The 12,457-nt window shown below is 62.6% G+C and carries 11 protein-coding genes; 4 read left to right on the top strand and 7 right to left on the bottom strand.

What is annotated here, in order from left to right; genetic code table 11:
- The first annotated feature begins 78 nt into the window (after positions 1–78).
- Together P3L18_RS25520 and P3L18_RS25515 are read left to right on the top strand one after the other, a co-directional pair.
- Positions 79–642 (top strand): pentapeptide repeat-containing protein, encoded by a 564-nt coding sequence (locus P3L18_RS25520; RefSeq protein WP_276115691.1) that lies wholly within the window; start codon positions 79–81, stop codon positions 640–642.
- A gap of 212 nt (positions 643–854) precedes the next feature.
- Positions 855–2,063, top strand: a complete 1,209-nt coding sequence (locus P3L18_RS25515) for an XRE family transcriptional regulator (RefSeq protein ID WP_276115690.1) — start codon at positions 855–857, stop codon at positions 2,061–2,063.
- Between the two features lie 175 nt (positions 2,064–2,238).
- Here the strand turns inward: P3L18_RS25515 and P3L18_RS25510 are convergent, their stop codons facing one another.
- The 6 genes from P3L18_RS25510 to P3L18_RS25485 form a co-directional block, all read right to left on the bottom strand.
- Entirely contained in the window at positions 2,239–2,433 is a 195-nt protein-coding gene (locus P3L18_RS25510) for a hypothetical protein (protein WP_276115689.1), read from the bottom strand.
- A gap of 407 nt (positions 2,434–2,840) precedes the next feature.
- On the bottom strand, positions 2,841–3,758 hold the full coding sequence (locus tag P3L18_RS25505) for a DUF2637 domain-containing protein (protein WP_276115688.1): 918 nt from the start codon (positions 3,756–3,758) through the stop codon (positions 2,841–2,843).
- Between the two features lie 144 nt (positions 3,759–3,902).
- A complete protein-coding gene (locus P3L18_RS25500; protein WP_276115687.1) occupies positions 3,903–4,271 on the bottom strand; it encodes a hypothetical protein in 369 nt (122 codons plus the stop codon).
- Positions 4,268–5,080, bottom strand: a complete 813-nt coding sequence (locus P3L18_RS25495) for an AAA family ATPase (RefSeq protein ID WP_276115686.1) — start codon at positions 5,078–5,080, stop codon at positions 4,268–4,270. The genes P3L18_RS25500 and P3L18_RS25495 overlap by 4 nt, the downstream gene beginning before the upstream one ends.
- 283 nt (positions 5,081–5,363) lie before the next feature.
- Positions 5,364–7,139: a hypothetical protein gene (locus P3L18_RS25490; RefSeq protein ID WP_276115685.1), complete on the bottom strand. Its 1,776-nt coding sequence runs from the start codon at positions 7,137–7,139 to the stop codon at positions 5,364–5,366.
- A gap of 575 nt (positions 7,140–7,714) precedes the next feature.
- Positions 7,715–8,035 carry a hypothetical protein gene (locus P3L18_RS25485; protein ID WP_276115684.1) on the bottom strand — a complete coding sequence of 107 codons (321 nt, stop codon included), beginning with the start codon at positions 8,033–8,035 and terminating at the stop codon, positions 7,715–7,717.
- Positions 8,036–8,213: 178 nt separating this feature from the next.
- On the opposite strand from P3L18_RS25485, the gene P3L18_RS25480 reads away from it, so the two are divergent.
- Both P3L18_RS25480 and P3L18_RS25475 read left to right on the top strand, forming a co-directional pair.
- Positions 8,214–9,266, top strand: coding sequence for a GAF domain-containing protein (locus P3L18_RS25480; RefSeq protein ID WP_276115683.1), 1,053 nt, complete (start codon positions 8,214–8,216; stop codon positions 9,264–9,266).
- Positions 9,267–9,777: 511 nt separating this feature from the next.
- Positions 9,778–10,062 carry a hypothetical protein gene (locus tag P3L18_RS25475; RefSeq protein WP_276115682.1) on the top strand — a complete coding sequence of 95 codons (285 nt, stop codon included), beginning with the start codon at positions 9,778–9,780 and terminating at the stop codon, positions 10,060–10,062.
- Between the two features lie 644 nt (positions 10,063–10,706).
- Here the strand turns inward: P3L18_RS25475 and P3L18_RS25470 are convergent.
- Complete coding sequence (locus tag P3L18_RS25470; protein WP_276115681.1) at positions 10,707–12,374, bottom strand: diguanylate cyclase; 1,668 nt, start codon at positions 12,372–12,374, stop codon at positions 10,707–10,709.
- Between the last annotated feature and the right edge of the window lie 83 nt (positions 12,375–12,457).

Genomic DNA, 12,457 nt, shown 5'->3' with positions numbered 1-12,457 from the left:
CATACCAACATTCTCCTGGTGAGATCACGGTCTCCACCAGACCCAGGACGGTTCACAGAGCAACTCGCGAACCCCAGCATGACCATCCAACAGGCCGGCGCGTACGCCCTCGGTTCTCTCGCCGACGACTGGCTCTCCCTACCCAACCCCAACGCCCAGGAAGCGCAGGTGTGCATTGACATCCTGTGCACCTATCTTCGTACCCACCACCACACCGCTGCCCGAGCCGAAGGCCGGCCAGCAGGGGATGACTACGACTACACCATCGCACCCGCCGATCAGCCTGTCCGCGACAGCATCCAACGCATCCTCACCAATCACCTCCGCGACGGGGAGGAGCCCGGCGTATGGAGCGCTCTCAACCTCGACCTGACCGGCGCGCACCTCCATTTTTGGGAGGCGACCGGCACATACTTCACCGGCACCACCTTGTTCACCGGCGCACACTTCACCGGCACCACATGGTTCACCAGCGCATACTTCACCGACTCCACCTCGTTCACCGAAGCGCACTTCATTTCTGGCAGTACACATTTCGACGGTCCTTCTGCCTGGCAGGGCGTCACTGTCGACTGGGAGGATGCTGGGGTGCCAGAGCACGTATGGCCGAAGAAGTGGCCGCCACGCGTGGTGTTGGACTAAGCACGATGGGCCGGCCGATGAAGGCCTGGACCAGCCGAGGGCGTTCGAGGTTCCCACACCTGTCCTTCGCTCACGGAGCGGGAGCCGCGACGTTTTCGTCACTGGTGACGAAAGTGATTGCGCACCAACATGTTTCGCCGATAACATTCGTTATGTTAAGTCGCGCTTAACGAATCGGTAAGCAGTATTGACAGACGGCCTATGCTGGGTGCATGGCACCCAGTAGCACTCCCCAGGTGGTCGGGTTGATCGACCGGTACAAGGCCGCTCATCCCGAGGTCAGTGATGCCGCGATCGCGCGGCGGGTCGGGGTGTCGCCGGCGAATCTGTCGCAGTGGCGGTCCAAGGGTGTGCGCGGTCTGCTGGCGCGCAGCACCCTGGATGCGCTGGCGGCGACGCTGGGCTGTCCGTACCGCGAGGTCCTCGACGCGGCGCTGGCCGATGCCGGCTACACACCGCCGCCGGCCTCGTCGACGTCGCGGACCTACCGGGAGGTCTTGGCCGATGCGATCGCCGTGCTCACCGAAGCCACCCGCCTCCACGATTACGCATCCCGCCAGAATGCTTCGGGCGGTTGGGAACCCGATCTGGAGCGGCCGGTACCGATCGACTGGGCCGAGTTCGTGTGCGCCGCTATGGCCGGCGCCGCAGCCAACGCCGGCGGCATCGCCACAGTGCTCGCGGGCCGTCCGGGATCCTGGGAAGCCGCGGTGATCCGCGACGCCCTGGTAGCGACCGTCGGCGACGACGAACACGACCTCTGGCGCCACCGCACCGAACCCCTTCACGTGGTGATCCGGCCCGAAGACATCGTCGACGACCTCGACTCGGAGTGGTTACGCGACGAGGACCTCGACGATGCCGACCTCGATCGGCGAGAGAACGCCATCTCCCCCAGTCGGGTCTACAGCTATCCCGGACATGAACTTGACGACCGGATGCGCGCCCACTATGCCGACCGTGGAGTGATAGTCATCGACGGCACTCCCCCGCCGCTGCCGCCACTGCCCTCTGCCGAGGAATGGGAAGCAGCTCTCGCCGCGGCCCACGAGAACGAACTCACCCCGGAAGAACAGGCCGTCGACGAGATCGCCCGGCTACGTGAGCAACTCGCCGAACACCGCCGCACAGAACTCCGCGACTACGGAGAACAGATCGCCTCCGCCGTCGGCGACCGCCTCGAGCGACTTCCCGGCCTGACCGTACCGATCACCGTCACCGTCGAGGTCGGCCCCAACCCGTACGGAAACCCCACAGCCGGCCTCGCGTCCCACCCAGCTCCCGTCGTCGTCGATCCACGCTGGGCGACCAACCCCATCGACATCGCCATCGCCGAAGCCATCCAAACAACACCCGACCCCGGGACCTGGCCCGGAACACCCCTCTCCCGCTTCGAAAGCGGCCACACGCCCGCCCCATAACCCATTGGCCCTCACCCCCACCGAATCGGATTGTCATACCCAGCAAGAAGAATCACCGCCATGACACCCTCACTCACCGAAGAGACTTGGGCGCTCCCCCAGTCCTGGCTCGAACACTCCGACCGTCATCACGAGACAGACCGAGAGCTCGACGATCCAGACGAGTGACAACGTTTCAGTCGACCGTCTCGACATCGGCGCCGACCCGGTCGGCGTAGGCCTGCGCCTCGGCACGTTCAGCCTCGGTGAAGACCCGGATAGCGGTCGGCGCTCCCGGTGGGCGGACAATGAGGACCAACTCGGTAAGGGTGGCGCGGCCACGTTTGCGTCCCTGACGCTCGACCACTCCCCCATCAGATTGCTCGCTCATCACACCTCCCGGCTTGTTGTCTTGTCGCGATTCGGGTCCCGGGCCCACGTGACGTGCCCACACTCGCGGCATGTCCACGACAGCGTCGGTGTCGGCACCCGGTTGTTCCACCCGACCAGCACCCGACCCGGACCAAACGAGTGTCCACGCCCACACTCGCTCGGCGCCGACAGCTGCCAGCAGCCCTCGCGTATGCGGTAGGGCCGAGACTCGACGATGTCGGGATGAGGGACCGGCGGCCTTCCCGTGGTACCACCCAACCCGTGCGCTGTCTCCGGTGAGCAGCCCAGCTCCACAGGTCCCTCATCCACTATGTCACTGTAATCGAACGCATGTGCGGTGGTGGTAGTCAGGCTACACACGGACGTGCGGCGCAGGATCGGCCCGCACTAACGGCACCTCCCGGTCTATGCCGTGGTGAGCGTCCAGTCCGCGGGCTCGCCGGTTCGTGCCGCGGATTCACTCTCTTCCGACTGGTCTTGATCTGCGTCGAGGGCAGCGGCGAAAAGTTCGTCAGCGCGCTGGAGCCATCGGGCGATGGTGGTACGTACACCGATCTCCGGTAGCGCGGCCTCGATCTCGCCAGGGGTGTAGCCAGCGTCCCGGAGCGCGAGGACTCGCGCGACGTCTCGTTCCGACTTCGTAAGACGTCCCTCGCTCTTGACTAGGCGCGCCTGCGCGAGGTGCGCGTCGGTGATGACGACTTTGGACACAGGCTGGCGCGCCGCCGCGGTGTGCACGGCCTGCACCGGATCGAGGTTGCTGTTGAGTGTGTTGTCGACGTCATGCACAACTGGCTCGGTAGTGGCGACTGTCGGAGTATCGCTGACCTGGGGTTGTGCATCCGGTGCACTCATTGGCTGCGGGGTTGATCGCTGCGTGAGGTGCACCATGAGTCCGTGAGTACTCGCCAGGAGCACTAGCGGCGGGATGCTCGCAATCGCTGCTGAGACCGCGGCAGGCAATAGCCCTGAGCTGGCCACCCAGGCGTGGTAGCAGTTCAGGCCGATCGAGACGACCGAGCTCAACGCAAGGACACCCCAATGTGTTCGTCGGCCTCTGCTATCCCCTGCGGCGGCCGCCAACACCAGCCAGAAACTTGCCTGGATCATGAACACGTCGATGGTGATCGGTAACAAAGCCGGCAGCGGTCCGGGGAACACACCGGTCATACGTGCAAGGTCAGCGAGCGCGGAGAAACTCAGCGCGAACGCCGCACCGGCCACAATCACGCTTAGGGAAGCCGCGAGAATCACTTGCCAACCAAGCCGCCCGGGCTGTGGAACGGCATGGTGATCGATACTGCGCTGCGTAGTATTGAACATTGATCACAGCTCTATTCTGTGGTCGCGGCCCTGGTGGCGTGTCCGCGTCGCCAGGGCCAACCAGCTTGGTCTGTGGACAAGGGCATTAGTATTAGTACCCATATGGGCACCCCTGGACCTATATGGATAGGGGTGCTGGGGAGGTCACTCCCCCGCAATGGGGTCGAAAGGGTGTCCGTTGTTGTGGTCGCGCTCGAGCTGCGCGCAAAGATCCTCGATGCCTTTGCGGATGAACGCCTGTTGGTGCCGGATTCCGGTACGTGGTGTCGTCCAGGCGATCGTGTTGACCATTCGGGTTTTAAGTTCCTCGGGCAGTGACAGCAGGATGTCGACAGTGTGGACGGGCCGCTTCTTCGCGCTCGCCGCTACAGGTTCTGGTGCGCTCGCGGGGGGCGCTGGCGCTGGGTCCGCTGGCGCTGTTGGGTCGGCTGGGGTGGGCCTGACCTCGCCGACGTTCTGGAAGGAACTACGTTTTGGCCGTCGTGGGATGTCGGGTTGAGGGATGCTGCTCATGCTGCCATTTCCTGTCCAAGTAGTAGTTCGGCGATTTGGGTGAATCCTGTTGCGATGTAGCGCAGTCGGGATGATGCGCGCGGGTACTCGTCGATTCCCATGCCGATGGCGTTGAGCCTGGAGAGATCTGTGGACATGGGGATCTCAGCAAGGACCTTGATGGCTTCGTCGTTGGCTTGTGCATGGATCGCGGCGAGGTACTCCTCGTGATCCTTGCGGCGCGCGTCGATCTGATTCACGACCAGTCCGGCAAGAGGTAGCGTCTTACCGACGTATTCCTTCAGATCATCTACCGCATCGAGTGTTTGGTTCCATCCAGCAATTGCATCGAACTCTGGCTGCAAGACGACGATCATCGAGTCGGCAGCGACGAACGCGTTGCGGGTGACCAGGTCTGTAGCCGGACGACAGTCAAGTAGGACGTGTGCGTATGCCTCGCTGCGCAAGCCGCGCAGCGCGCGGTCGAGCCGGAACTCCGCGCCGGGACTTCCCACAAGGGTGTCCTGCACTGCTTGAAGCTCATCGAACCCCGACGCCACAATGGTCAGGCCCGCTCGCTTCGTCTCGAGCACTGCATCTTCGATGGGCAGTGGGTCCTTGCGATCGAGGACGTCCGCAAGACTCACTGGTGGTGGATTGTCCTTACTGTAGGACGTGAAGTGCTGCGTGAGGTTTCCCTGGGGGTCCACATCGACGAGCAATGCGCTCTTTCCCAGTCCGGCTATCGCGTGCGCGATAGCCGCCACCACCAGCGTTTTTCCCACTCCCCCCTTCAGGTTAGCAACTGAGGTCACAGGGACTTCTGTCATCTGATCAGCTCCTTCGGTCAGTGCGTTCTCTAGGGGTATCTTCCCCAAGCAAAGAAAATACACCATAAGACAGGCAAAGATGATTTAATCGAAGTTAGTGTAATTTAATGTACAATATGCTAATATTAAGTATCGGTAGATAGAATCTTCTCACATTAGCTAGTCAAAGACAAGTTTCCGATAGCTAATGGTAGTTGTGTACATGCTAGATATGCTTCCGTATGGCAATATAATATATGCTAATCACCCATATGGGCACCCTGCTAGGCCACCGCACATCCACCTACGGTGCACGTTCCTCGGCTTTCGCACCCCTAGTCGGACGTCGTAGGTTCCTCGATCGGGCAAAATTCGGTCCGAAGGGCAGTTCCGGCTGAACGGGGCCGGTCCTGGCGGGGAGAGTACGTCTGGCGCGTGTGCGCAGCCTCTCTCGCAGTGTGCGGCTGCTGCGCACGGTTGGTGCGTGCCAGGCTGCTCGTTCGCTGGTGATGATCGTCTGGAGCTCGTGGTGGTGGGTGTCGGCCCCGCATGCCGCGGACGCGATTGTGAGGTTCTGAGAGCCGCGTAGCCAGCGTGTGGCCCGGCCTCGGCCCTCGCGGGTCGCTAACCCGTATTTCTCCAGCGTGTGGAGCAGTCGGAGCGCTCCGTGTGTGCCCGTCCCTGCGGGGAGCCCGGTGGCCTGGGCAAGGGCGGACGTGGGCAGGCTGCTGGTGGGGGAGAGGTGGGACCACAGCCAGTAGGCGGTGTGGGTGAGGGTTCCCCAGACCGGGTGCAGGATGGCCGGGTCCTTCTTATCCCCCCCCTCTGTGACGTCATGGTGCAGATCCGTGCGGTATCTCTCGGGTGGGGTGCGCAGGCTGTAGCAGATGGCGGCGTGGGGCGCGGTCGCTCGGTCGTGGGGTGTCGTGATGTGGAGGAGTCCGCGGTCGATGAGGCCATGGATGCGGCGGCCGGCGGCGGTGTGGCTGATGTTGAGCCAGAGCGCGAGGTCGCGCCAGGCGATCGGCCGGTTGTCGATACCGTGACCGTCGGAGAAGCGGTGGGTGATGCAGGCGACCGCGGCGGCGACCAGCTCGGCGTCGTCCCAGCAGGAGATCTCGGCCAGCACCGTGCGGATCAGATCATCGCCGGCCGGATCCGCCGGACGGTGCGCGGTCGCCCGGGCTTTGATGGTCTCCCAGTGTGCGCGGCCGCCGTCGTCGCGGTGCGCGAACTTGGTGAACGCGGGGCAGGTGCGGTACCAGCCGGCGGCGCGGCGCCAGCTGCGGATGCCGTACTGCCACAGCACCCACGCTGCGGCGGTCGCCGCGTGCGAGCGATGGCCCTCGGTGGGGGTGTGATGCAGGATCGCCCACTGCCGGGGCGTGAACGGCTTACGTGGTCGCCACGCACACGGCTGCTCGAGCGCGCCGGCGCTCGACGCCCCGGGGTCGACGTCGAGGTCATCGTCCATCCGTGCCGGCGACATGGTGCTCGCGCTTTCCGTGTCCCCGGCCGCGTCCTTGCTCGTCGACGACCCCGTTGGTGCGGTCGGTGGACGGGTGCGATCGGTGGGGGCGACCGCCGGCAGGCCGACCAGTGCGGTCGGTAGCTCGAGGACCGCGCGATGCGCGCGGCGAGTCGCTGCGGGTGCGGTCATCCGCTGCCCGGACTCGTCGATCGGATAACACCACCCGCCGCCAGGCTTGAGCGGTGCACTGCCGGGGAGTCGGAGGAACTGAGTAGCAGTACGGATGTCGAGAGTGGTCGGGGACAGACCCTCAGCGGCACGGACGGTGCGGATGCGGTCCAGCAGATACGCCCGTGACGCACCCGTGGGGCAGGCGATCGCCACATGCACCGAATCCTGCGAGCCGGAAGCGGCGAGGTAGGCGACCTGGGCGGCCGCGTCGTCCACGCTGTCGAGGATGGGACGCAGGACAAGATCGGCGCAGTGATCGAGGTCAATCACCAACAGATCCGGGCGCAGTGGGGCGACGATCGCCCACACAGCGGTGCCGGCGCCGGCATGCTCAGCCTGCGCGATCAACTCGGCCGGATCACCAGACGCTTCACGCACCGGGGCCTGACCAGGCACAGCACGCAAAGCGTAGCCCTCAGTGGCCGGTGCCAGCAGAAGCCGATACAGCTCCGCCCACCGACTCACCACAATGTTCGTGTCAGATTCGTGATCCGACACGCAATCAGAAGTAGCGCCACCCAACGGGTACGCGCTACCCTGAGACCAGTCACCCAAGACTGTCCCTTCGGGGTCTCGGGGAACGAGGTGCCAACTCGTCCCCTCAAACTTCAGACGAACGCCCCGCCGGTGCCCGCCGGAGGGGCGTTCGTTCGTTTAGTTGTGGGTCATGCGGTAGTGCGTAATGGCAGTACCTCCTGTTGTGTCGGCCCCAGATCGGGACGGTCCAGTGCGTTGGCCAGCACCCAGGTCAGATACTCGTTGAGATCCGACCACTCTCCAGCGTTTTCCCTGATGAGTCGACCCAGCTCAGCAGGGGGACGCACAAGGAAAGCATCGCGGTCACCCTTGGATGGGCGACCTCGTTTGCGCGGCGAGGGAGTTCTGGCCATGCCCACATTTTCCTGTATCCAATATTGGCAGCCGCGTAGCGACACGCACCCCCACGCAAGTAATCAGTACGAAATTCGGGTGACGTCGGTCCACTCACCGTCATCGAACACTTGGATGATCGCCGGCTTCTGGTCGTCAGGTATGAGCGCGCGAATCTCGGTGCGAGTCGTCGTGCGCTCGAAGACCACGAACTGTCGTGGACCCTTCACATCCCTCGGACGCGGCTCCGGGGAAGTGAGTAGTGCACCAGAGGCAAGGCGAACGCGAAGGTCGCCAGACTGTGGCCGATAGCGCGCGGCGCGGACAGCACTACGAAGCGTTGCGACGAGCACGCAGGCGGCCAAGAGGATCAGTACCACCGACATGAAGACGGCGGCGACCATTCTTCCTCCTCGATCTCAGTCCTCCCCACCATATTGATAGATGAGTCCTCGTTCTCACCTCGTGGCGACGCCACGGCCCGATTCGCCGCGTGTGCGACAATCGAAACTTGGTCCGCGGCGGGGAACTGATCATGGTCGTACACCCCCGCAAAGTCCCAAGAGGGGGAGGAGCCGCGTGGTGAGCACTGATACACAGGCAACGTGGTTACTGGTCGAGGCGATGGGCGACCGCTGCACGGTCATCTACGAGTATGACAGTCCGCGAGCGTTTCAGACGCTTGAGCGCGCAAGGATTGTCCACGCCCGGCGAGGGCTGGCGGACTCGATAAAAGAGCTTGTGCTGAAGATGAAGTCAGGCGATCCTAGTCCGAAACTCGACATCTACGGCGACCTACGGTTAGCTGCTGAACCCGTCATGGGCCCAGAACGCGACCCGCATCTGTACGCCGTGAAAGTATGGATCGGCCCTATCGACGCGCAGGTACCCACAGAGTCGCGCATCGTCGGCACGATGATGTGGGACCCGACGGATAAGGGTGATCCCATCACCTATCACGACCCTGTCACTGATGGGGTCATCCTTGGATACGACCCTCCCGCTACGCAAAGGATCAGCGCTCAGGTATTCCGCCACTATCAGTACTATCCCAAGGAGCATCTTCTCGGCCCGTGGGTAGAGGCAATTAAGGATGGCCGAAAACCCGCAGCGGACACCTTCGACGCCAAAATAGATTTAACCCGCACCGACAACCAGCTCCTTCGGGTCTTCATCGCGATGCGAGCGGTGAAGGCAGGAACGAGTCACGCGATCCGTGGTGTCATTCATGACATTAGTGATGTGGACCCACCCACGGAATGGAGTGGCTTCGATAAGCAGACGGCGCGGAGCGCGATCAGCGCCACCGTTGGCGACGACCGCACTACTGGGTGGGGACACGTCAACTTCGCGACCGGCATTGTGCTTGAGTGGTACACCACACCTCCTGGCGACCTGCGTGTATGGGAATTTCAGAATGCTCGGTGGGCCGACGAGCGCGAGTATTTCAGCTACCTCGAACGCGCCAAGAACGGGGAGCGGGTGAGCTTCTCAACTGTGGTGAGGTTCAACGACGAGATCCCTCGATCCGTTAAGGTCGCAATCTCTCCTGCTAACCCTGGCGATGTAGGAAATGGGTTCCTGATCGTTAAGGAAGAGGATAATCCGGCGCTGGAATTTCACCCCATGTGGTGAGAATTTATCCACTTAGCTCGGTGAATTGCTGCCGGTCATGAGAGCAAATCACCAGAGTGCCATTGGCCGCGATTTCGCGAAGATCCTGGTGATTGGCCTTGAGGGAGTGTCTGTCCATAGCCATGAGTTGCTCGAATCCGCACGCCAGATAGTGCCTGAGCCCATCTCCCGCACCGTATACGGTACCTCGACTGAAAAAAGCATCGCCGGCGTGGATGAGCCAGCCTCCGTCGCGACGTATTCCTACGGCGCAGTGACCGCGTGTATGACCTTGCAAGGGCACTAACCAGAGTGTCTCAGAGTCGTCTAGGGGCACTGCTGTTAGCCCGCCGATAGGTAGCGGCTCGAGGTTGGTTGTGTCGACGGTCTGAATTCGCGGCGCGATGTCGGAGAGTTGCGGCGAACGGTAACGCATCTTCTCGCGGAGTGAGGCGGGCGTTGAAGCCGCCGTGCGCTCCTTGTCGGCAACGATGACCGGCACCGACATCGGAAAGTCTGTGATCCCCCCGACATGGTCGAAGTCCAGGTGAGTCGCTACGATCGCAGCGGTGTCGGCTGGGGCGAAGCCGAGCTCGGCGAGCTGCCGCGCCGCCGGGCGCTCACGACGCAGATGCGGATACATCATTCGCCCGCTGAGGCCGAGCCGGCGAATAGGGTGGAGGGCATCAGCCTGTCCGATACCCACGTCTACCATGACGACCCCGTGCTGAAACTCGCACGCCAGCACGTGAGTAACAGCGCTGACCCCGGGCAGAGCGACGTCACCACAATTGAGATGATGCACACGAACAAGTGACCCCAACGAGCCAAGGTGGGAAGACATTCAGTCAGAGCGCCTTTGACGATCATCACCCGAACAGGTGGGGTAGCGAATAATGGACAACAGCCTCGCGCATGGACTCAGCGCTGTAGCACCCATTCTATGCGCTACCGTAGATTTATGGCCGAAAGCACGCCGAATTCTCCCCGTGTGCCGCACGGTGAGGTCACCCCCGAAAGCCTCGAATGGCTTTCCTACACAGTCTTTCTGCACGCAGGCTTGACTACCAACGACCTCATGCACCGCACACACATGTCATCCGGAGATCTGACCCGGTTCCGTCCGGAGTCTTGTCATATCGATAGCAGCGGACGATGGTGGCCCACGCGAGTAGCGGGGAAGCTCGACGAATGGTGTCTTGTACAGCCTGATCCGACGTGCTGGGAGCCACAGGACGGCGAGTGGAGCAAGATCCAGACGCTCGTTGCGTCGGACACCAGCGTGTCGGTGGTGACCGAAGCCGGCGTCTGGGAGCCGCTACGACCATCACAGAGAGTGATCTTTCGAGCGCATCCGGCCACTCTCCCCGGCAACGGTCCATGGGGATAGGCCATCGCCCGCATGGCCGCAGCCCGTCCTAGTGACCACCAAAGTAGTGGTGACCACCAAAGTAGAGAGCCTTAGGCCAGGTCACAGTCAGGATGCCGGCTTGGATCATCCGGCCGGTCATGTCGTTCGCGCAGGCTGAGGCCTTGTCGAGATGTCTTCCGTGTCTCATATAGCGACATGTCGGCTTCTGCGAGAAGCGATTCCGCGGTGGCCTGGTCAATGCCGCGGGTCGTGGCGACACCGACACTCACCGACACATGCTCGGCCTGACCGTTAACCTCGATCGGTGTGGCCACGACGGCTTGCAAGGCCGCGATACGCGTAGCGATCGGCTCCAGATCGTCGCCGGCAACTTTGGCGCAGACGACGAACTCGTCGCCGCCTATGCGGCCGATCACCCCGCTCGGAGACAGTGTGTCCTTAAGGCGCCGCGCGACGACCTGCAGAACCTGATCGCCGATCATATGTCCTCGTGTGTCGTTTACGAGTTTGAATCCGTCCAGGTCGAGGTAGTAGAGGGCAACTTGCTGGTGGGGGGCGATCGTGGCGAGCAAGTCGTCAATCGCGGCAAGCAGTCCTGGCCTGTTGAGGGCGCCGGTGAGGTGATCGTGCGTGGCTTGCCAGGCCAGGTCGGATACCTCGCGGTGGTGGGTGGTGACATCGACGATTGACACGAGAACGACGGGGGGCTCGTCCTCCTCGTCGATTCGCCGGCCGGAACACAAGCACCAGTCTGTGCTCCCGTCAGCGCGCGTGATCGTCGCGGTCATGTCATCGAAGGCGATCCCCGAGCGTAAGCACTCGGCGATCGGAGTGGCCCCACCGGGGAAGTCCAACGCCAACGAATCCAGCGAACGCTTCGGTATGTCATCGCTTTTCAGATCCAGCATGGTGATGGCTGCGGGGTTGGCCATCTCAACCCTGGCGCCATCACCACTGTCCTCAACGAGTAGCACGGACTGATGCAGTGAGGCCAACATTGTGCCGAGACGACGCACTAATGGAGTGCGAAGGGAATGAACGATGATCAGATATCCGTCGTCGATCCTGGTGACAGAACTCCGCACCGAAAACTCGGCGCCGGTATCCGCGCGCTGATGCAAGGAGTCGACAGTTGACTCCTGGCCGATAGCCGCCGGAGTGCCGTGTACCTCGCCCATTACTCTCAGTTCAGTGAGTGGCCTGCCGATCGCATCCTCGCTCGCTATGCCGTAGAGAGACTCGGCCGCCGGATTCCATGTGAGCACGACGCCGTCATCCGACACCGAGATGACGGCGTCGCTGACGTGATTGATCAACGCGGCCTGCCGGCGCACCACGGTGATGTCACGCAGGATCACTTGATAGGCGGGTGCCCCATCCCACGAGGTGAGCACGGATGTGACTTGCATGTATCGGGGGTTGCCGTGACTATCGCGCATGACGACGTCGTCGGGTCCGGTGTGTGCACCCGCATGCTCGCCCATGCTGGAGAGCCGGTCCAGCATCGCTGGCAGTGAATCCGGGTGTACGTAGTCGGTGATGGGTTTACCGACCATCTCCTCAATGCTGGAATGACGCGCGAATCGCAGTGCGGCGGAGTTCACCCACACGACAACGCCCATTTGGTGCACAGCGATCGCGTCCGGGCTGAGCTCAACGAGCAGCTGATAGCGGTCGGCGACGCCAGGCTCGAGATCTTCCTGGCTCTTCTCATGGGACGACGGGGTCGGGCCTTCCGGGTTCTGTTTACCGGCCATGGCCAATGGCTCGCCCTTCGTGTGGTGTGTTTGTTTACTCGCCTAAATCTACTGGATGTCAGTTATCTCGAATTGGTTGGCAA

Source organism: Gordonia sp. N1V (assembly GCF_029269935.1).
GTDB lineage: Bacteria > Actinomycetota > Actinomycetes > Mycobacteriales > Mycobacteriaceae > Gordonia > Gordonia polyisoprenivorans.
Note: the sequence above shows the minus strand (reverse complement) of the source record. Positions and strands in the feature narration are given on the sequence as shown.